Source organism: Shinella sp., assembly GCF_052438155.1.
Lineage (GTDB): Bacteria > Pseudomonadota > Alphaproteobacteria > Rhizobiales > Rhizobiaceae > Shinella.
This window is the reverse complement of the sequence record NZ_JBQVPI010000008.1, coordinates 126,935-147,627: the sequence shown is the minus strand read 5'-3', so window position 1 is coordinate 147,627 and position 20,693 is coordinate 126,935. Positions and strand designations below refer to the sequence as shown.

The 20,693-nt window shown below is 63.0% G+C and carries 20 protein-coding genes and 1 pseudogene; 15 read left to right on the top strand and 6 right to left on the bottom strand.

Going from position 1 to position 20,693, the window contains the following annotated elements; genetic code table 11:
• Positions 1-7: 7 nt before the first annotated feature.
• Complete coding sequence (locus ACT6VE_RS17010; RefSeq protein ID WP_444799724.1) at positions 8-1,078, bottom strand: LacI family DNA-binding transcriptional regulator; 1,071 nt, start codon at positions 1,076-1,078, stop codon at positions 8-10.
• 229 nt (positions 1,079-1,307) lie between these two features.
• Here ACT6VE_RS17010 and ACT6VE_RS17005 point away from each other — a divergent pair, with 229 nt between their 5' ends.
• The 13 genes from ACT6VE_RS17005 to ACT6VE_RS16945 all read left to right on the top strand — a co-directional run bounded on the left by ACT6VE_RS17005 (position 1,308) and on the right by ACT6VE_RS16945 (position 15,775).
• On the top strand, positions 1,308-2,144 hold the full coding sequence (locus tag ACT6VE_RS17005; protein ID WP_444799723.1) for an ABC transporter substrate-binding protein: 837 nt from the start codon (positions 1,308-1,310) through the stop codon (positions 2,142-2,144).
• 60 nt (positions 2,145-2,204) lie between these two features.
• A complete protein-coding gene (locus tag ACT6VE_RS17000; RefSeq protein ID WP_444799722.1) occupies positions 2,205-3,713 on the top strand; it encodes an amino acid ABC transporter permease/ATP-binding protein in 1,509 nt (502 codons plus the stop codon).
• 18 nt (positions 3,714-3,731) lie between these two features.
• Positions 3,732-4,739, top strand: a complete 1,008-nt coding sequence (locus ACT6VE_RS16995) for a Gfo/Idh/MocA family protein (RefSeq protein ID WP_050746681.1) — start codon at positions 3,732-3,734, stop codon at positions 4,737-4,739.
• A gap of 44 nt (positions 4,740-4,783) precedes the next feature.
• Positions 4,784-5,914, top strand: coding sequence for an NAD(P)/FAD-dependent oxidoreductase (locus ACT6VE_RS16990; RefSeq protein ID WP_444799721.1), 1,131 nt, complete (start codon positions 4,784-4,786; stop codon positions 5,912-5,914).
• A 148-nt stretch (positions 5,915-6,062) separates the two neighbouring features.
• Positions 6,063-7,085: a LacI family DNA-binding transcriptional regulator gene (locus tag ACT6VE_RS16985; protein WP_444799720.1), complete on the top strand. Its 1,023-nt coding sequence runs from the start codon at positions 6,063-6,065 to the stop codon at positions 7,083-7,085.
• A gap of 166 nt (positions 7,086-7,251) precedes the next feature.
• A complete protein-coding gene (locus ACT6VE_RS16980) occupies positions 7,252-8,265 on the top strand; it encodes an SIS domain-containing protein (protein ID WP_444799719.1) in 1,014 nt (337 codons plus the stop codon).
• Positions 8,266-8,346: 81 nt separating this feature from the next.
• Positions 8,347-9,672, top strand: coding sequence for an ABC transporter substrate-binding protein (locus ACT6VE_RS16975; protein ID WP_444799718.1), 1,326 nt, complete (start codon positions 8,347-8,349; stop codon positions 9,670-9,672).
• 13 nt (positions 9,673-9,685) lie between these two features.
• On the top strand, positions 9,686-10,651 hold the full coding sequence (locus ACT6VE_RS16970; protein WP_427140922.1) for a carbohydrate ABC transporter permease: 966 nt from the start codon (positions 9,686-9,688) through the stop codon (positions 10,649-10,651).
• Positions 10,648-11,508 carry a carbohydrate ABC transporter permease gene (locus ACT6VE_RS16965; protein WP_444799717.1) on the top strand — a complete coding sequence of 287 codons (861 nt, stop codon included), beginning with the start codon at positions 10,648-10,650 and terminating at the stop codon, positions 11,506-11,508. Before ACT6VE_RS16970 ends, ACT6VE_RS16965 begins: the two co-directional genes overlap by 4 nt.
• Positions 11,509-11,518: 10 nt before the next feature.
• A complete protein-coding gene (locus tag ACT6VE_RS16960) occupies positions 11,519-12,364 on the top strand; it encodes a sugar phosphate isomerase/epimerase family protein (RefSeq protein WP_444799716.1) in 846 nt (281 codons plus the stop codon).
• On the top strand, positions 12,361-13,230 hold the full coding sequence (locus ACT6VE_RS16955; protein WP_444799715.1) for a PfkB family carbohydrate kinase: 870 nt from the start codon (positions 12,361-12,363) through the stop codon (positions 13,228-13,230). Before ACT6VE_RS16960 ends, ACT6VE_RS16955 begins: the two co-directional genes overlap by 4 nt.
• On the top strand, positions 13,227-14,630 hold the full coding sequence (locus tag ACT6VE_RS16950) for an NAD(P)/FAD-dependent oxidoreductase (RefSeq protein WP_444799714.1): 1,404 nt from the start codon (positions 13,227-13,229) through the stop codon (positions 14,628-14,630). The genes ACT6VE_RS16955 and ACT6VE_RS16950 overlap by 4 nt, the downstream gene beginning before the upstream one ends.
• A 38-nt stretch (positions 14,631-14,668) precedes the next feature.
• On the top strand, positions 14,669-15,775 hold the full coding sequence (locus ACT6VE_RS16945; RefSeq protein WP_444799713.1) for an ABC transporter ATP-binding protein: 1,107 nt from the start codon (positions 14,669-14,671) through the stop codon (positions 15,773-15,775).
• 82 nt (positions 15,776-15,857) lie between these two features.
• Here the strand turns inward: ACT6VE_RS16945 and ACT6VE_RS16940 are convergent, their stop codons facing one another.
• Positions 15,858-16,367, bottom strand: a complete 510-nt coding sequence (locus ACT6VE_RS16940; RefSeq protein ID WP_444799712.1) for a DUF6428 family protein — start codon at positions 16,365-16,367, stop codon at positions 15,858-15,860.
• 43 nt (positions 16,368-16,410) lie between these two features.
• Here ACT6VE_RS16940 and ACT6VE_RS16935 point away from each other — a divergent pair, with 43 nt between their 5' ends.
• Together ACT6VE_RS16935 and arsK are read left to right on the top strand one after the other, a co-directional pair.
• Positions 16,411-16,779 carry an ArsR/SmtB family transcription factor gene (locus ACT6VE_RS16935; RefSeq protein ID WP_444799711.1) on the top strand — a complete coding sequence of 123 codons (369 nt, stop codon included), beginning with the start codon at positions 16,411-16,413 and terminating at the stop codon, positions 16,777-16,779.
• Positions 16,745-17,989, top strand: a complete 1,245-nt coding sequence (gene arsK / locus ACT6VE_RS16930) for an arsenite efflux MFS transporter ArsK (RefSeq protein WP_444799710.1) — start codon at positions 16,745-16,747, stop codon at positions 17,987-17,989. The genes ACT6VE_RS16935 and arsK overlap by 35 nt, the downstream gene beginning before the upstream one ends.
• Here arsK and arsH read toward each other — a convergent pair.
• The 4 genes and pseudogenes from arsH to ACT6VE_RS16910 all read right to left on the bottom strand — a co-directional run bounded on the left by arsH (position 17,981) and on the right by ACT6VE_RS16910 (position 20,693).
• Positions 17,981-18,709 carry an arsenical resistance protein ArsH gene (gene arsH / locus ACT6VE_RS16925; protein ID WP_444799802.1) on the bottom strand — a complete coding sequence of 243 codons (729 nt, stop codon included), beginning with the start codon at positions 18,707-18,709 and terminating at the stop codon, positions 17,981-17,983. The two genes, arsK and arsH, sit on opposite strands and share 9 nt — an antisense overlap.
• Entirely contained in the window at positions 18,684-19,106 is a 423-nt protein-coding gene (gene arsC / locus ACT6VE_RS16920) for an arsenate reductase (glutaredoxin) (protein WP_444799709.1), read from the bottom strand. The genes arsH and arsC overlap by 26 nt, the downstream gene beginning before the upstream one ends.
• Before the next feature lie 2 nt (positions 19,107-19,108).
• Positions 19,109-20,167 (bottom strand): ACR3 family arsenite efflux transporter, encoded by a 1,059-nt coding sequence (gene arsB / locus ACT6VE_RS16915; protein WP_444799708.1) that lies wholly within the window; start codon positions 20,165-20,167, stop codon positions 19,109-19,111.
• Positions 20,167-20,693: pseudogene (locus ACT6VE_RS16910) on the bottom strand (arsenate reductase ArsC). The gene arsB and the pseudogene ACT6VE_RS16910 overlap by 1 nt, the downstream one beginning before the upstream one ends.

Sequence of the window (20,693 nt, the reverse complement as noted above, 5' to 3'; positions counted from 1 at the left end):
CTCGATGTTATACGGGAGCGTCGGCGATGGAGGCACGATCGACGACTTCGGTGCGCAGGACGATGCGGCTGGCCTTGCCGCCCTTCCCGTTTAGTCGTTCGACCAGCAGCTTGGCCGCCGTCTCGCCGAGGCCATAGACGGGCTGGCGCACGACGGTAACGGGCGGCGTCGTGACGGACGTCCAGTCCGCATCGTGAAACGAGACCAGCGACAGGTCGTCCGGAATGCTGAGCCCAAGGTCACGGCAAACCTTGAACACTTCAAGGCCTATGACGCTGTCCGACGCGATGATGGCCGTCGGGCGTTGTGCCGATTGCAGCATTGCGGTGACGATGCGATGCGTTTGTTCCGGCGTCGCGGCGCCGACATGCACCCAATCCTCCATGCCAATCAGGCCAGCTTCGCGACAGACGCCGAGAAACCCTTCGATGCGCCGGCGCACCGAGCCGGTATTGATGTCTCCCGCCGCATGGAAGCGGTGATCGGGCGTATCGCAGGCGGTGAGATAAGCGATGCGGTGATGACCAAGCGAGACGAGCCGGCGGGTAATGCCCTCAGCAGCGTGGCGGTCGTCGGCGATGACGGTATCGACGTCGAGTGCGTCGCTGCCGCGATCCAGCAACGCGAGCGGCAGGCCGGAGCGGGCGGCTTCGCGCAGATGCTCGACATCGCTCTCCTTGGCCGGCGAGACGATGAGGCCGTCGACGCGCTTTGCAAGCAAGGTTCTGATCGCCGCCTTTTCCGCGCCGACGTCTTCGCCCGAATTGATGAGGATGACGGTGAAGCCCGCTTGCCGGGCAACGTCGGTGATGCCGCGCACGGCGAGGCTGAAGAACGGGTTCTCGATATCGCCGACTACGACGCCGATCGTGCCAGAGCGGCCCGTCGTCATGCTGCGGGCGAGTTCGTTCGGTCGGTAATCGAGCGCGCGTGCAGCGGCGGTAACGGCCTCGCGTACCCGGTCGCTGACAGTTCCATAGCCGCCCAGAACGCGTGCGGCGGTCGCCTTCGAGACGCCGGCTTTATGCGCAACGTCGGCAACGGTGACGGAGGTGTTTCGCGGTGGGCTCTGATCCATGAACGGTAGCCTTACAAGAGATATTGACGACTGGCAAATGCGAAGATAACAATCGTCAAAAGCCAAAGAGACCGGTCTCTTTTATCTTGAGACCGGTCTCAAGGAATAAGAAGCACAAATTCCAGCATGCGAGGCGCATCGGCCGGACGCGTGGCCCCATGCCGCCGTCCGGATGAGATTTCCTGCGTCTTGGAGACATCGCAGACACCACCAGAGGAGACGAAACGAGATGCGATTTACCGAAGTTCTCACTTCCCACTTTGCCCGGCTGCGTACCGGCGCCATCGCGGTTGCCCTTGGCGTGCTGGCAGGCGCCACCACACCGGCGCTCGCCCAGGACAATCCGCTGGGCCTCATCGATCCCGCCGTCATCAGCGTCGGTACGATGGGCGATGCCAAGCCCTATGCCTTCACCACAGCCGACGGCAACTTCACCGGCTTCGACATCGAACTCTTTCTCAATGTTGCCGAGCGCCTCGGCTTCAAAAAGGAGCAGGTGATCTTTACAGGTCAGGAGTTCTCCGCCCTGATGCCGTCGGTCGCCAACAGCCGCTTCGACGTTGCCGCCGCCGCCATCGGCACGACGGACAAGCGCAAGGAGACCGTCGATTTTTCGGATGGCTACCTTGCCGGTTTCCTCACGGTTCTGACGGCCGACGCCGGCATCAAAGATGCGGCCGGCCTCAAGGGCAAGCGTCTCGGCGTCGTGCAGGGCACGCTCCAGGAAATCTATGCCGAGAAGAATTTCACCGGTGCGGATCTCGTGAAGTTCCCGGACAACAACTCCGCCGTCTCCGCGCTCAACAACGGTACGGTCGATGCGCATTTCCTCGATTACGAGGCGGCAAAGGATTATTCGGCGCGCTACCCCGAGCTGAAGATCGCCGTCAACATCCCGAGTTTCGACGCGCCGGCCGGTTTCGTCGTCCGCAAGGGCAATGACGCCCTGCGCGAGGCGCTGAACAAGGGCCTCAAGGCCGCCATGCAGGACGGCACCTGGAAGACCCTGCATGAAAAATGGTTCCCCGGCACGCCGATGCCGGACGCCTATCTTCCCAAGCAGTGATGCCGTCTTGCCGGTCCGGCCTCGTCGGTCGGACCGGTCTTTCTTTCAAGGGACCTCCTGATGAACTGGCTTGAAAACCTGCGCCGCAGCTTCCTCGACTGGAACGCCATGGCAGAAGTCCTGCCGACCATGATCACGGTCGGCCTGAAGAACACGCTGATCCTTGCCGCGGCCTCGACGGTGCTCGGCGTCGCCATCGGCATGGTGCTCGCCATCATGGGCATTTCCAGGTCGCCCTGGCTGCGCATCCCCGCCCGCCTCTATACGGATATCTTTCGCGGCCTGCCGGCCATCGTCACCATCCTGCTGATCGGCCAGGGGTTTGCCCGCATCGGGCGCGAACTGTTCGGCCCGTCGCCCTATCCGCTCGGCATCCTCGCGCTCAGCCTGATCGCCGGCGCCTATATCGGAGAGATTTTCCGATCGGGCATCCAGAGCGTCGATCGCGGCCAGATGGAAGCCTGCCGGGCACTGTCGATGAGCTACGGCCAGGGCATGCGCCTCATCGTCGTGCCGCAGGGCGTTCGCCGCGTGCTGCCGGCCCTCGTCAACCAGTTCATCGGCAACGTCAAGGATTCGAGCCTGGTCTATTTCCTCGGCCTGCTGGCCTCGGAACGCGAAATATTTCGCGTCGGGCAGGACCAGGCCGTGGTGACGGGCAACCTTTCGCCGCTGCTCCTTGCGGGCGTCTTTTATCTCGTTGTTACCGTGCCGCTCACCCATGTGGTCAATGCCATCGACAATCGCCTGCGCATCGGCAAGCAGCGTCCGGCGGTCGTCACCAGCGGGCTGGAGGAGGTCAGCGAACTGGACGGTGCCGGCCGTACCTCCGGAACTGCCTTCAAGGGCGGAAGCCTCGATGTACGCAATCTCGGCATGGCCTATGGCGAGCTTGATGTGCTCAAGGGCGTCGACCTCTCGGTGAAGCCGGGCAGCGTCACCTGCATCATCGGCCCGTCCGGCTCCGGCAAGTCGACGCTCCTGCGCGGGCTCAACCGCCTCGTCGAGCCGAAGAGCGGCGATATCCTCATCGACGGCGAGAGCATCCTCGCCATGAAGCCGGAAACGCTGCGCCGGCGGGTCGGCATGGTGTTCCAGCACTTCAACCTCTTCCCCGACCACACAGCGCTGGAAAACGTCATGCTCTCGCTGACGAAGATCAAGGGCCTGCCGAAGGCCGAGGCCGAACGCATCGCCAAGGCGCGACTTGCCGATGTCGGCCTTGCGAGCCGGCAGCATCACCGTCCCGGCGGCCTCTCGGGCGGCCAGCAGCAGCGCGTCGCCATCGCCCGCGCGCTCGCCATGGAACCGGAAGTCATTCTCTTCGACGAGGTGACAAGCGCGCTCGATCCCGAACTGGTCAAGGGCGTGCTCAACCTGATGGCCGATCTCGGCACGCGCGGCATGACCATGGTCGTCGTCACGCATGAAATGGGCTTTGCCCGCCGCGTCGCCGATCAGGTCGTCTTCATGGACGAGGGGCGCGTGGTGGAAGCGGGCACACCCGAGGCGATCTTCGACAATCCGCAAAGCCCGCGCCTCCAGCGCTTCCTTGCGGAAGTGCTCTGAGGCGGGAAGGAGGACACCATGACACCACGGATACGATGGGGCGTGCTCGGCTGCGCGAGCATCGCGGCGAAAGCGGTCATCCCCGCCATCCAGTCCAGCCGCCTCGGCCGCGTGACTGCCATTGCCTCGCGCGATCTGGACAGGGCCACGGAGATGGCGGCGCGCTTCGGCATTCCCAAGGCCCATGGCAGCTACGAGGATCTCCTGGCCGATCCCGAGATCGATGCGATCTACAACCCGCTACCCAATCACCTGCATGTGCCGCTGACGATCAGGGCGCTGGAACATGGCAAGCCGGTGCTCTGCGAAAAGCCGATCGCGCTGGATGCCGCACAGGCGATGGAGCTTGCGGCCGCGCAGAAGGCCGCCGGCCTGCCGGTCGCCGAAGCCTTCATGGTGCGCCATCACCCGCAATGGAAGACGGCGCGCGCATTGGTGAACGAGGGACGGCTCGGCGAGGTGAGGGCCATCCAGACGATCTTCTCCTATTATCTGGACGACCCGCGGAATGTGCGCAACCAAGCGGATATCGGCGGGGGCGGCCTGTTCGACGTCGGCTGCTACGCCGTAAACACCGCCCGCTTCCTGTTCGGCGCGGAGCCGCTGCGGGCGATCGCCTTGATGGAGAGGGATCCCGCCTTCGGCACGGACCGGCTGACGAGCGGGCTGCTGGCGTTTCCCGAGGGCCGGCAGCTTGCCTTCACATGTTCGACCCAGCTTGCCCTCACGCAGAAGGTCACGGTGCTCGGAACGCGGGCGCGCCTGGAAATCCCCATTCCCTTCAATGCGCCGGCCGATGCGCCGACCCGGCTCGTGCTGGACGACGGCCGCGATCTTGCCGGAGGCGGGCGCGAGGAGATCGCCATCGCACCCGTCGACCAGTACCGCGAGCAGGCCGATGCCTTCGCTGAAGCCGTGCTCTCCGGCACGCCGCTCGATATGGGGCTGAAGGATACGGTCGCCAACATGAAGGCGATCGACGCGCTCTTCCGCTCCGCCGTCAGCGGCCGCTGGGAAGAGCCTTGACAGCCTGATCCATCCGCATAACCAACCGACTGAAAGACACCACCATGACCGACAACACCATCTCTTCGGCAGTCATCATCGGCGCCGGCATTTTCGGCGTCTCCACGGGCGTCCAGCTTGCGCGGCGCGGCATCCGCGTGACCATTCTCAACGACGGCCCGCCGGCCAACGGGGCTTCCGGTCGCTCGCTCTCCTGGCTGAACTCGGCACGTATGCGCTCGGAACCCTATCACCACCTGCGCATGGCCGGCATCGACCGCTACCGCACGCTTGCGGCGCGGTTTCCGGATGCCGACTGGCTTCGCTTCGACGGCGGCCTGACCTGGGATGCCGACGACGCGCGCAACGAGATCGACGCGGCCTTTCGCTACGAAGTCTCGCTTGCCTACGATGCGCAGTGGCTTCCGGCCGCTGCCGTCGCCGGCGTCACGTCCGGCATCGATGCGCGCGCAATCACGCGGCAGGGCGCGATTTTCAATCCCGGTGAAGGCTGGGTCGACCTGCCGACGCTGATCGGCCTGCTTCTCAAGGAGTTTTCCGCGCTCGGGGGCGTGCTGGTGACCGAGCAAGGGGCCGCACGGGTCCTTGTCGAGGGCGGCCGGGCCGTCGGGGCCGAAACGGCAAAGGGTGGGCGCTTCCTCGCCAATGCCGTCGTGCTGGCGACCGGCCCCGCCGTGCCGAGGATGGCTGCGGAGAACGGCCAGACCATCGGCGACGGGACGCCGGTCGCCCTTCTGGTTCAGACCAGGCCGCTCGCCCATCCCTTGCGCGCCGTCTTGAACACGCCGCGTGTCGCCGTTCGTCCGGCGCCGGGCGGCAGCTTCTCGCTGGATGCTGACTGGGCGGCGGACGAGGGGGTGAGGCTGCGCGCGGATGGTAGCTACCACATTGACGAGGCCGTCGTGGATGCCTTGCTGACCGAGGCCGCGAAGGTGATGGAGGGCAATCCGAAGCTTGAGGTCGCCTCCATAGGCGTTGGGGGCAAGCCGATCCCCGGTGATGGCGAACCTGTTGTCGGCGCGTTGAAGGCCATCCCGGGCTACTACGTCGCCTTCAGCCACAGCGGGGCAACGCTCGGCCTCATCGTTGGCGAACTGCTGGCTCACGAAATCGCGACGGGCGCCGAGCATCCCATGCTTGCAACCTTCCGGCCGGAGCGTTTTGCGTCGCGATAGGCGAACGGGAGAGCCCCGCCGTAAATGGCGGGGCCGGATGTTGCGACCTGTCCTCTGTATTTGCGTGCTGCAGAGGCCCTATGCGAACCGAAAACCCGCAGCTACAAGGGGGCCTTGTAAGGCTCCTGTTGTATGATCGAAGGGTGACATGGTTCGCAAACCCGCGACTTTGAAGGATGTGGCGGCGCTCGCCAATGTGTCGCGCGCAACGGCCGCCCGGGCTCTCAACAGTTACGGCTATGTTGGCGACGAGACCGCCCAGAAGGTTCAGGCGGCGGCGGAAAAGCTGGGATACCGTGGCAATCGCCTGGCGCAGGCGCTGCGCAACGGCCAATTGCCGATCGTCGGCTGTATCCTCGGTGATATCCAGAATCCGTTCTTCGCTCGGATCGCCCATGATATCGAGGTTCTTGCGCGCGAATGCGGGCACAACCTCGTGATCGGCAGCAGCGAGGAGGAGCTGGACCAGGAGATTTCGCTTCTGTCGAGCCTGCGCTCACTGTCGATACGCGGCTTCATCGTGGCGCCGACCTCAGCGACGAACAACGCCCACCTTCAAAGCCTGAACCTCGAGAACGTGCCTCTCGTCCTGATCGACCGTGTTGCCGAGGACGTCGAGAGCGACCATGTGGTGGTGGATAATGAAGGGGGCGCGCGCAAGGCGGTGGAATATCTCATCGCCATGGGCCATCGCCGCATCGGCCTGCTGCAGGACGATATGCGCATCTTCACCTCGCGCGAGCGCATGACCGGCTACCGGACCGCACTTGCTGCCAACGGCATCGCACCGGACGACCGGCTGATCGCCGTTTCACAATCCACGGTAGAGCATGCCGTTGACGCGACCATACGGCTCTTCAGTCAGAAGATGCCTCCGACGGCGCTCTTCACGGTCGACAGCCTGATGACGCAGGGCGCTCTTCTTGCCTTCCGTTCGATGGGAATCTCCATTCCCCACGACGTCTCGCTGATCGGTTTCGACGACTTCAATCTGGCGACATTTACCGATCCGCAGATCACTGTCGTCTCGCAACCGGTTTCCGAAATCGGGCGGGCGGCCGCGCGGCTTCTGTTTGACCGGCTCTCCGGAAAAAGCGATCCGCCACAGAAAATCCGCTTTGAAACCAAGCTGATAGTTCGCGGCTCCGTCAGCCGCCATAGCGCCGGTTAACGGGCGAAAACGACCTCCCATAATTTTTTGACACCCTACTTGTCAGCGGGAATTTCTTGTGCGCTAAATATATGTGAGATCGATCTCACATCGTCTCAAGGATCACTGCGTGAAGACGTCAGCTCGCTTCGAGGACGATTGCGGAGCGCAAAACGGGAAGGTTCAAATGCTCAATTTCGATAGGGATCGCTTTGTAAAGATCCAAAGCGGCGCGGTTGCAATCGCCAAGGACGTGCGTGTCCTGATGCGCGAACTGCTGGATGGTGGTCTGGAACGCATCTTCTTCATGGGGACCGGCGGCGTGCAGTTTCTGACCCAGCCGGCCATCGAGCTTGCACGCAACGCAACGCTCTTCCCGGTTTCGGCCGCCTATTCCGCACAGGTCGTTCTGGAGCCGCCGGCAGGCCTCGACGACAAGGCGCTGGTCGTGCTGCCGTCGCTCTCCGGCACCACCAAGGAGAGCGTGCAGCTTCTCGCCTTCCTGAAGGAGCGTGGCGTGAAGACGCTGTCGCTCACCGGCCACAAGGATACGCCGCTCGGCCGCGACGCCGACCACAACTTCACCAACTTCGCCGAGGACGATACGTCTTCGGAATCCTTCTATCTCCAGACCCTGCTCATCGTGCTCGCCCTGCTGGCCGAGCGCGGCGAATACGCCGATTTCGATGCGACGGTCGGCGAACTGGCGCTGCTGCCGGAACTGCTGGTTTCGGTGAAGGAAGGCTACGAGGCCGAGGCCGCCGCGCTCGCCCGGGAAATCAAGGACGAGACCTACCACATCTTTACCGGCGCAGGCTCGGTCTGGCCGGAAGCGCACTACTACGGCATGTGCATTCTGGAGGAGATGCAATGGATCCGCACCCGCCCCGTGCAGGCATCCGACTTCTTCCACGGAACGCTGGAACTGGTGGAGCCGGGCGTCAGCCTCTTCGTCTTCAAGGGTGAGGATGCCTTCCGCCCGCTGACCGATCGCGTCGAGAACTTCGCCAAGCGCTACACCGACAAGGTGCGCGTTCTCGATGCGGCCTCCGCCAAGCTTCCAGGCGTCTCGACCAAGACGCGCAGCCTCATCTCGCCGATCGTCTTGGCGGCCATGCTGGAGCGTCTGAGCGCCCATCTGGAAGTGCTGCGCGATCACCCGCTGACCACGCGCCGCTACTACAAGCGTGTCGAGTACTGAGATTCTTCCGGTCCGGCGGCAGCGCCGGACCGGTTGCCTGACGCATGCCTGACGTAACGAAAACAAGAGAGGAACTGCGAAATGAAAGCCAATACGTTCTTGAGCACGACCAGCCTTGCGGCAATCGCGACCGCCGCCTTCGTCATCGGCAGCGTCGGTGCTGCATCTGCGGCCGAACCGGTCAGCGCCGATCCCAATGCGACGGTCGACTATTCAGGCACGGTCAGCGTGCTGACGAAATTCGGTCTGCAACAGCTTTCTCCCTTCTTTGTCGACGCCGCCAGGGAATATGAAAAGCTTCATCCCGGCGTGAAGGTCGAGCTCATCCAGGAGAGCGACGACAGCGTGAAGGGCAAGACCAAGGCGCTTGTCGCATCCAATTCGCTGCCGGACGTCTACTTCACCTGGACGGGCAGCTGGGGCGAGAATTTCGTGCGCGGAAACCGCGCCGTCGATCTGACCCCGGTCATCGGCCCGGACACCGAATGGGGCAAGACGCTCGCGACCGCTGCCGTCTCCGCCTTCCAGTACAATGGCAAGCTTTACGGCATTCCGCTTTATCTCGACGCCAAGTTCATGGGCTACAATAAGAGCCTGTTCGAAAAGGCGGGCATAGCCGAGCCCAAAACCTTCGAGGACCTGCTCAGCGCCTGCGCCGCCCTGAAGAAATCCGGCGTGACGCCGGTCTCCTTCGGCAACAAGGAAGGCTGGCCGGGCGTACACTATGCCGGGCAGCTGCTGGCCTACAACGTGCCGCAGGCGACGCTCGAAAAGGACTTCGTCCCTGCCACCGCCGAATTCGCCGATCCCGGCTATGTCGCCAGCCTGACGCAGTTCAAGCAGCTCATCGACGAATGCTCCGACGGTTCGGGCACGAACGGCTCATCCTATGCCTCGGCCTTGCAGCAGTTCAGCAACGGCAAATCCGCCATGTACTATCAGGAGATCATCGAATTCGATCAGTCGACCGCAGACGGCGCGTTGAACCGGAACGATTTCGGCTTCTTCACGCTTCCCGTGCCGAAGGATGCGAAGGGTGATCCCAAGGCTGTCGAAGGCGCGCCGGAAGGCTACATGATCAATGCGGCATCCAAGAACATCCCGCTTGCGATCGACTTCATGCGTTTCGTGACCTCGGCGGCGAACGGCAAGGTTCTCTCCGCGCCGCCTTACGGCCAGCCGAGCGCGACGGTCGGCGGATATTCGGCGGACGCCATGAACCCGGCCGTGGTCGATGGTCTCAAGGTGATCGCCGACGCTTCCTACCTGATGCCTTGGCTCGACACGGCCAACCCGCCGCGTGTGGCGTCCGCCTGGCTGTCCGGTCTCCAGGCGCTGATCGGCGGCTCGATGACGCCCGAAGAGGTCATGGAGCGGGTCAAGGAAGCGGCGGCTTCGTCCAAGTGAGGATCGGCCTGAAATGACTGTCATGAAGCACGAGCAGAAGGGTGAAGCCGTCAAAATCGGCTTCACCGGGCCGGACCGGGCGGAAAGCAACCGGTTCGGCCCGCTGGCCGGGATCCTGTCGTTTCGCTGGGTGCTGGTCGCCTTCGTCCTGATCCTCTGGTTCGTCTATTATCCTATCATCGACAACTTCGTCGTCAGTACGAAGAACCAGGACATCTTCACCGGCGAGACGGCCTTTATCGGTCTGGAAAACTACCGTCGCCTGCAAGGCGACCCCGTGGTCTGGACGGCGATCGTCAACAACACGCTTTATGCCGTCATATCCGTAGTCTTCCAGGTTTTCGGCGCCTTCGTTCTCGCGGCGCTGATCGAGGGGCTTGCCGAGGAAAAATGGCGCCGCTTCTGGCGCGCCGTCTACTTCATACCCTCAGCTATCTCGATCACCGTCACCGGCCTTCTCTTCTACTTCATCTACCAGCCCGACATCGGCCTCCTGGACTCGGCACTGGCACAGGTCGGCCTGGCGCAGTGGTCGCGCGCCTGGCTCGGCGAGGAGGGGACCGCAATCTACGCCATCATCGCCATGAGCCAGTGGCAGGGCTTCGGCTATTCCACCCTGCTTTTCGCCATCGCGATCCAGAAGATCCCGCGCGAACTCTACGACGCGGCGATCATGGACGGGGCGGGGACTTGGCGGCGCCTGTGGAACATCACCTTTCCGCTGACCCGTGAAATGACCGGCCTCATGGTGATCGTCACCATCACTGGCGCGTTTCAGGTGTTCAACGAGGTCATGGTGATGACCGGCGGCGGGCCGAACAACAGCAGTCAGGTGCTCGGCACATGGCTTTACCAGCAGGGCTTCATCGAAAACGACTTCGGCTACGGCGCGGCGATCGCATCGGTGATCTTCGTCATCACGCTCCTGACCGGCTTCGCGCAGCTCTGGTACACGAAAAGACGGAGGGTCGAGCTTTGAGCCTCGCCTATGACACCCGGGAAACCGAGCGCACCGACTTCGTCGCCGTGCTGGCGAAAGTCTGCCTCGTGACCTTCCTCATCAGCCTCGGCATCCTCGTCCTGTATCCGCTGTTCTGGATGGCGCTGAACGGCTTCAAGACCAATGCCGAAATCTTCGGCAATCCCTTCGCGCTGCCGAGCGGTTTCGGCATTGCGAACTACATTTCGGCCTGGAACCAGGGCATCCGCAACTACATCGCGACCAGCGTCATCGTCACGCTCGCATCGGCCATCTGCACGGTGCTGGTCAGCGCCTGGACGGCGTATGGCCTCACCCGCTCGAAACTGCCGGGCAAACCGTTCTTCGTCGGCATCGTGCTCGGCGGCCTCATGCTCAGCCCGACGGTCGCCGTGATCCCGCTGGTGCGCATGATGCAGGACCTCGGTCTCTACAATACCTACTGGGCGCTCATCATTCTCTACACCGCCTTCCGCATTCCCTTCACGACCTTCCTGATCCGCGCCTATATGCTGGGGCTACCGCGAGACCTCGACGAGGCCGCCATCATGGACGGCGCCAGCGAAGGCCAGATCTTCTGGAAGGTGACGCTGCCGCTGTGCAAGCCGATCCTGGTCTCCTGCGTCATCCTGCATGTGCTCTTCGCCTGGAACGAATATCTCTTCGCGATGATCTTCACCAGCGGCGCGGATCTGCAGACGCTGCCCGTCGGCCTCACCTCGATCATGGCAAAACACGGCACCAACTACGCGGTCGTCTTCGCCGCCATGACACTCTCGGCACTTCCCATCGTCATCACCTTCTTTGCGGCCCAGCGCTTCTTCATCCGCGGGCTGGCCGAAGGCATCGGAAAATAGAGCAGGCATCATGTTGAAACGACAACAGCTGATCGGTGCGAACTTCTCCTTCCAGCACCATCCCTTCCGCTGGACCGCCGAAAAACTCAGCGGCATGGGCTTCCAGCAGATGGAGTTCTGGGGTGTCGCCCCGCATCTCGATCTCTTCCACGACAATCGCGCGCGGCTTGCGGAGGTGAGGGCGATCCTTGGCGACAACGGCCTGACGGTCCACTGCTTCACGCCCGAGCAGGTCCTCTATCCGATCAACATCGCCTCCGGCGACAGCGCCTATCGCGCGGCGAGCGTCGAGCGTTTCCTGCGCGCAGCGGATATTTGCGCGGAACTTGGTACGAAGTATCTTTTCCTGACACCCGGCCGCGGCTTCGAATGCGAAAGCCGCGAAACCGCCTGGAACACTTCGATCCAGTCGATAAACCGGATCGCGGCCCATGCACGCTCGCTTGGCGTCTGCTGCCTGCTGGAACCCCTTCAGCGCCTCGAAAGCAACATTGTCACTGATGCCGACGCGCTTCAGAGCTTCTGGCGCGCGCTCGACGGCGACGATATCGACATCGTTCTCGATCTCGTCGCCATGGCGACGGCAAACGACAGCGTCGACGGCTACTTCGAGCGCTTCGGCAAGCGCATCACGCATGTGCATATCGTGGATGGAACGCCAGCCGGGCATCTTGCCTGGGGCGACGGCCACCTGCCGCTCGGCGACTATCTCGGACAACTCGGCAGGCACGGCTTCGCCGGCACGCTGACCTTCGAACCTTTCGGCAACGGTTCCTATGCGCTCGATCCCCTTGCCGCCTGGCGGCGATGCCTCGACGCCATTGCCCCCCATCTCGATGAAGCGGACACAGAATGACGACGGCCAATCCCAACCTGATCGCTGTCGGTGACAATTGCCTCGATGCCTATCTCAGCAAAGGGTTCGTCACCGTGGGCGGCAATGCCCTCAATGTTGCCGTGCAATGGCGGCGGCACGGTTTGAATGCCCGCTATTTCGGCGCGCTGGGGCCGGATGCGGAAGCCGACATCATGCTCGCCGCCATCGAGGAGGCGGGGCTCGACCGCAATGACGTCGAGATCCGCCCCGGCGCATCGGCAGTCACGTTGCTCACGGACGACGCCGGTGAACGGCGCTTCCTTCTCGAGTCGCTCGGCGTGGGGGAAAATTACGTTCCGGATGCAGACCGCTACAAGGCGCTATGGCAAGCCGACTGGGTGCATCTCGGCACGAATTCCAGCGAAGCGCTCGTCCGCCGGCTCGTCGTGGATGACGTTCCCTTCAGCATCGACGTTTCCACCCGGCATTTCGACCTTTCGCTGCACGACGTGCCGCTGGTCTTCGCCTCCGGCCCGGACGATCCGGCTGAGCCTGTCGAACCGCTGATCGCACAGCTCAGGGTCGCAGGTGCCCGGCAGGTCGTCGTCACCTGCGGCAAGCGCGGCTCCTTCCACGACGATGGAACCGTGACATCCAGGGCGGGTTCCGTGCCGGTTACCGTCGTCGACACCTGCGGCGCGGGGGACAGCTTCATCGCGACCTTCATCGCGTCGCGGTTCTTCGCGGGCCTGCCCGTGCAGGCGGCGCTCGACCTCGCCGCCGAAAGGGCGTCGGAAACCTGCACCCATCTCGGCGGCTTCCCGCAGCCTATCCGGGCCATCCCGGACTGGCTGCTTGACAAATACGTCGATGTCATCGGCAGCAGGGAGAGGGCGGGAACATGAACACCATCACACTGAGGCCGCCCGTCGCGGCGCCAAAGGGCGATCGCTCGTTCTGGCTGCAGAGCATTGCGGCGGATGCCGTCGCGCCACCTTTACAGGGCAGCGCGGATTGCGACGTTGCCATCGTCGGCGGCGGCTATGCCGGCCTCTGGACCGCGCTCCGGATCAAGGAACAGGCGCCCGAAACCCGCATCACCATGCTCGAAGCGGATTTCTGCGGTTCCGGTGCTTCGGGTCGCAATGGCGGCCAGGTCCATAGCTGGTTTGCTGAAATCGACATGCTGCACGCGCTTGTCGGCGAAGACGACGCGCTCATGCTGTGCCGGGCAACCGCCGACGCGATCGAGGAGTTGAACGGCCTGCAGGCCTCCGGCGCCATCGACATGGACCTGAGGCTCGACGGCTGGCTGTGGACGGCCAGCTCGACCGCCCAGGAAGGTGCCTGGACGGCGGCAACCGAACTTTGCCGCGCGCTCGGCGAGGACCGCTTCCGTCCGCTCCGGCGCGAAGACATCCTGCATCGCACTGGCTCGGCCGTCTCCTATGTCGGCATTCTGGAGGAAAGGGCAGGGACGGTGCAGCCCGCAAAGCTCGCCATCGGCCTGCGCAGTCTGGCGCTTTCGAGAGGCATCGTCCTTCATGAGCGCAGCCCGGTGATAGAGATCGTGCCTGGCCTCCGGCCCAAATTGCGAACCGCGGAGGGAACGCTGACCGCCGGCAAGGTGGTGCTCGCCTCTAATGCGTGGCTCTCCGCCATTCCGGAACTGCATCCCTATCTCTATGTGGTCAGCAGCCAGGTCATCGCGACGGCGCCCGCGCCCGATACCCTCGCGCGGATCGGTTGGACGGACGGGGCATCGATCTGCGACGCACAGCAGCATGTCCTCTATTACCAGCGCACGCCCGAGGGTACGGTGATCTTCGGCCGGGGCACGGGCGGTATCGCCTATGGCGACCGTATCGACGCCCGTTTCAACCGGAGCGGCGACGGCGGCGCGGAGAATATCCGCGAAATGCACCGGGTCTATCCCGAATTGAAGGACGTGCCGGTGCTCCATGACTGGAGCGGCCCGATCGACTGCACGGCGCAGCATCTGCCGGTCTTCGGGCATCTGAAGGACCATGCGAACATCTTCTATGCGATGGGCTTCAATGGCACCGGCATCGCGCAGGCGCCTGTCGCCGGCCGCATCATGGCGAGCCTCGTCCTCGGGCGCGACGACATCTGGAGCCGATGCGGTCTGGTCGGCATCGGCAAGCGCACGAGGCTGCCGTCCGAGCCTCTGCGGTATCTGGGCGCCCGGGTCGTTCGCCGCGCCATCCGGCGCAAGAACGACCTCGAAATTCTCGACAGAAAACCGGGGCCGATCACGCGGTTCCTGGCCGGGCTCGCGCCCTGACGACATGTGCTTTTGAAATCGAACAACGGAATGGAACGATGGCCGATCTGTCGCTGAGAAATATCCGCAAGGCCTATGGTGAACTGGAAGTCCTGCACGGGATCGACCTGGAGATAAAGTCGGGCGAGTTCATCGTCTTCGTCGGTCCCTCGGGCTGCGGGAAATCCACCCTGTTGCGCTCGATCGCCGGCTTGGAAACGATTACGTCCGGTGACCTTGTCATTGACGGTGCGCGGATGAATGCCGTCGCCCCATCCAAGCGGGGCATCTCCATGGTGTTCCAGTCCTATGCGCTCTACCCGCATATGACCGTCTACGAGAACATGGCCTTCGGCTTGCGCATCGCGGGAACGCAGAAGGCGGAGATCGATGCGCGGGTGCGCAAGGCGGCCGAAATCCTCCAGCTCGACAAATACCTGCAACGCCAGCCAAAGGCACTTTCCGGCGGGCAGCGGCAGCGTGTCGCCATCGGCCGCGCCATCGTGCGCAATCCGCGGGTCTTCCTGTTCGACGAGCCCTTGTCGAACCTCGATGCCGCCCTGCGTGTCGCCACCCGCATCGAGATCGCCAAGCTCAAGCAAAGCATGCCGGATGTGACGATGATCTACGTCACCCATGACCAGGTCGAGGCGATGACGCTGGCGGACCGCATCGTCGTCTTCAAGGACGGAGACATAGAGCAGGTCGGCACGCCGACCGATCTTTACCGCAAACCGGCCAACCTCTTCGTCGCGCAGTTCATCGGCTCGCCCGCGATGAACATCCTGAAAGGAACGGTCGTCGAGCGGGACGCGACATCGGCACGCTGCCGGCTCGATTGCGGGATCACGCTTGAACTAACCGCCGAACCCGGCAGGCTTTCGAAAGGCGAGGCCGTGAGCATCGGCATCCGCCCGGAAAATACGCGGGTCGTTGCCGGCGTCGAAAACGATCCGACCTTCACGGGGACCATCGATCTCATCGAACATCTCGGCGAGGTGCAAATCCTCTATCTGGATCTGCCCGGCACCAGCGATAAATTCCTGATCAAGGTGGATGGAGAGAGCGCGTTCGCGCGCCTGCAGGACATATCCTTCACAGCGCGCCGGCTAGACCTCCACGTCTTTGACGCGGCCGGAGACGCCGTCTCGTGCGACATACAGTAGGTTTCGCAGAAGGTTGAAGTCAAGAAAATACAATGGGTCGCCCGTTCGATTCGGATCAAGAGCCTTCTGCTCTTTAGGCGCATCACTTGGAATTGGTTGTTGCCGGGCCGCAGCAGGAATTTGTTGCTGCGGGGTTCTCTGCTAACCACCGATCACGGGGTTTGCAGCTTGCCGGTCTTGCGGCCAGCGCCACCTCGATTTTGTCCTCGGCCATGCGCGGTGACGATGCGCAGTAGAGGGCCATCGGTCGATTTCCGTCACTGACTTCAAAGGTCAGCTTGGCCGCCGGATCGAGCCGAACGCGATCGGAAACCTTGCGGATGATGGCGGAGAACTTGCCCGCCGGCATATGGCTCCGGCCGTCCTCGTCGATATCCCAGAGCTGGATGAACATCTCCGACCAAGCTTCCGGGTTGGCGCCACAGTCGAGTGCCGAGAACGCGCCTGCCTTGACCTCGGTGACGTGGTAGCCCGCCTTCACTGGCTGCCCTTCATAGAGAAACACCAGCGGCGCTTCCGGCGCGGCCGTCAGCCCATCGAGAAGCTGGCCAAGCGTGATATCGGAGGAAACGGCCTTGTCGATTGCGGTCATGTGCGCTACTCCTATTGTTCAATGATTCAAGGATTATTGAAATATGGATGAGCGTCAAGCCCTCACGTCATTCGCGGCCCTGTCGCAGGAAACCCGCCTCGCCATCGTCCGCACGCTGGTCGTCGCCGGACCTGACGGACTTGCCGCCGGCCTGATCGCCGAACGCATGGGCGTCTCGCCCTCGAACGTGTCCTTCCATCTGAAGGAATTGGAGCGGTCGGGCCTGATCGCGCAACGACGGGAATCCCGCTCGATCGTCTATAGCGCCAGCTACGATGCGCTGGCCGATCTCGTGAAGTTCCTGATGGAGGACTGCTGCGCCGGTCATCCGATGATCCGCGAGGGTGTGCAACGGCCCGATGGCTGCTGCAAGACGGATGTTGCCCGGAGCGAGGGCGACATCGTTGCGTGATCGGAACGTTCCTGTCGGCATCGTCGCCGCACTTGGCCTGACCCAGATCATCGGTTACGGCACGCTCTACTACAGCTTCAGCATTCTGGCGCCCGGCATGGCGGCGGATCTCGGCATCACCGTCGCGCAGGTATTTGCCATCTTCTCCGCGTCTCTGTTCGTCGGCGGCCTTTCGGCACCCTACATAGGGCGGCAGATGGATGGCGTCGGCGCATCGACCGTCATGGCGATTGGCTCGGTGCTTTCCGCAGTGACCTTGATCCTCTGCGCTTGGTCGCCATCAGTGGCGATCTTTGCACTCGCCATCGTCCTGCTGGAGATATCGTCCGGCATGGTCCAGTACCAAGCCGCTTTCGCAGCACTGGTTGAGGCCGATCCCCGGTCAGCGTCACGCAGCATCACCTATCTCACCTTGATCGCGGGATTTGCCTCGACGATCTTCTGGCCGATTGCCACGGCGCTGCTCGGCTATCTCTCGTGGCGGGAAATCTATCTCGTCTATGCCGGGCTCAATCTTGTTGTCTGCATGCCGTTCCACGTCTGGATCATGCGGAAGGGGAAGGTGGCTGCGGCCGGTGGGCAAAGACCCATGCGCGAGCCTGTCGTCGGGGCTGTTCCGCGCGAGCGTCGGCGCGGTGCGGTGATCGTCGTGTCGGCTGCGTTCGCGCTGCTGAGCTTCACGCTTGGAGCGATGCTGGCGCATATGGTGCCGATGCTCGGCACACTCGGCTTCGGAAGTGCTGCTGTCGTTATCGGCTCCCTATTCGGCCCGGCGCAGGTCCTCAGCCGCCTGATCAATATGATCTTCGGAACGCGCCTCGCACCGCCGGGCCTTGCGGTTCTCTCCGCCGTTTTCATGGTGCTGAGCGTCGTCATTCTGGCGCTGTCCGGCAACTGGCTCCCCGGCGCGGTCGCTTTCTCAATTTGCCTTGGCCTCGGATCGGGCATCAACAGCATCGCTCAGGGCAGCTTGCCGCTCTACCTGTTCGGTTCGGATGGGTATGGTGCGCTCACCGGCAAGATGGCGGCGGCGAGACTGGCTGCCGGCGCTGCTGCCCCCTTCGCCTTCGCCGCGACGATGGAGCAGTTCGGTATAGGCGCATCACTCGTGCTAAGCGCGGCCCTTGGCTCAATCGGTATCATGGCGTTTGTCGCGGTGGCGATGGCGACGAAGCGGAACCTCGTCGCCAGCACAAGCCTGTCAAATTGACCGCAGCGACACGCGCTTCTCAAGCTCGGCCGCCTGTTCTTTCCGCTCGCTGTAGCGGTCGGTGAGATAGGCGGACGCATCGCGCGTAAGGATGGTGAACTTCACCAGTTCCTCGCAGACATCAACCACTCGGTCATAATAGGACGAGGGCTTCATCCGGCCATCGGCGTCGAACTCCTGATAGGCTTTGGCGACCGAGGATTGGTTCGGGATCGTGATCATCCGCATCCAGCGGCCGAGAATGCGCATCTGGTTCACGGCATTGAAGGACTGGCTACCGCCCGAGACCTCCATGACGGCGAGCGTTTTGCCCTGCGTCGGCCGGACCGATCCGACCGAGAGTGGAATCCAATCGATCTGGGACTTCATGATGCCAGTCATCGCGCCGTGGCGTTCGGGGCTCACCCAGACCTGCCCCTCCGACCATTGCGAAAGATCGCGCAATTCTTGCACCTTCGGATGGCTCACCGGCGCTTCGTCAGGCAGCGGCAGACCGCTTGGATCAAACATGCGAACCTCACATCCGAGCCGTTCGAGCAGCCGGCGGGCCTCGAATGCGAGCAGGCGGCTATAGGATACCTCGCGCAACGAACCGTAGAGGATCATGATGCGCGGCATGTGCGTCGAGAATGCCGGACGCAGGGCGTCGAGATTGGTCGAGTGCAGGTGATCGCCCTGCAATGCGGGAAATGTGTCAGGCAATGCGCTTTCCTTCCTGATCGAGAACCTGTTCGCCGTCCTCCTTGAAGAACGGCCCCTTGAAGGTGTCGGGCAGAATGTCGAGCACCGCTTCGGACGGGCGGGCGAGCCGGGTGCCGAGCGGTGTCACGACGAAGGGGCGATTGATCAGGATCGGCGTTGCGATCATCGCGTCGAGCAACTGCTCGTCAGTCAGGTCCGGGTTGTCGAGACCGAGTTCGGCATAAGGCGTGCCTTTCTCGCGAATAGCTTCCCGAGTGTTCAAGCCGGCGTCCGCGATCATCGTGGCAAGCTGCTCGCGCGTCGGTGGGTGCTGCAAATACTCGATGACAACAGGTTCGATGCCGGCAGCGCGGATCAGCGCCAGCGTGTTGCGGGACGTCCCGCAGGCGGGGTTGTGATAGATGATCGCATCCATGGTCAGTGCCTTTCGGTGGCGATGGTTCTGGAAACAGCGGGGGCGGCCTCGTACCAGTTCTTCGAGCGGTTCACGATCCAGACGACCGAGAGCATGACCGGAACCTCGATGAGAACTCCGACGACGGTGGCGAGTGCTGCGCCGGACTGGAAGCCGAACAGGCTGATGGCGGCGGCGACCGCGAGTTCGAAGAAGTTGCTGGCGCCGATCAGGGCTGATGGACCGGCAACGCAATGTCGCTCGCCGGTCATCCGATTGAGCAGATAGGCCAGCCCAGAGTTCAAATAGACTTGGATCAGGATCGGCACGGCGAGCAAGCCGATGACGGCGGGCTGGGCGATGATCTGCTCGCCCTGAAAGGCGAAGAGAAGAACCAGCGTTGCGAGCAGCGCCACCAGCGAGATCGGCTGCAACCTCGCTAGCACGCCATCCAGTGCCCGCGTCGTTCCGTCAGCCGTGAGCCGGCGGCGGATAACCTGCGCGATAATGACAGGCACGACGATATAGAGGGCGACGGAGAGAACGAGCGTATCCCAAGGCACGGTGATGGCGGACAGGCCGAGCAGCAGGCCAACGATCGGAGCGAACGCGACGACCATGATGGCATCATTCAACGCGACCTGAGACAGGGTGAACAGCGGCTCCCCGCGCGTCAGGTTGCTCCAGACGAACACCATAGCGGTGCAGGGAGCCGCGGCGAGAATGATCAGCCCCGCGATATAGGAGTCGATCTGGTCGGCAGGCAGGTAGGGGCGGAATAGCCAGCCGATGAACAGCCAGCCGAGCAGCGCCATGGAGAACGGCTTGACGGCCCAGTTGATGAACAAGGTCACGCCGATGCCGCGCCAGTAGGCGCCGACCTGCGCCAGAGACCGGAAATCGATCTTGAGCAGCATCGGAATGATCATCAGCCAGATCAGGATCGCGACGGGAATGTTCACCTTGGCGACCTCGGCCGCGCCGATGATCTGAAAGAGACCGGGCATGAGGTGGCCGAGGGCGACACCGGCAATGATGCACAGGAACACCCAGATGGTCAGATAGCGCTCGAACGTGGACATCAGGCGGACTTTCCCTGCGGCGACGTCGAACCTTCCATCGCACCGATCTGGCGAAGCTTCGTCTCGAGTGCCATGTGATCGATGGATGCCAGCGGCAGGCTGACGAACGCCGCGATCCGGTTCTTGAGGAAACGTGCGGCCTGAGCGAAGGCGCGCTGGATCTCGACGTCCGAGCCCGCGGCGGCGGCAGGGTCCTCGACACCCCAATGGGCGGTCATCGGATGGCCGATCCAGACCGGCAGGCTTCACCGGCGGCGCTGTCGCAGACGGTGAAGATGAAATCCATCTGCTGCGCGCCGGGTTCTGCGAACACGTCCCAGCTCTTCGAGGTAAAGCCCGTAGATGGATAGCCCAACGCTTCCAGTTCCTTCAGGGCATGCGGATTGACGTCGCCCTTCGGCTGGCTGCCGGCGAAGAAGGCTCTAAATCGTCCGCCGCCCTCCTTGTTGAGGATGGATTCGGCGAGAATAGAACGAGCGAAATTGCCCGTGCAGAGGAACAGCACGTTATAGGTCTTATCGGTCAT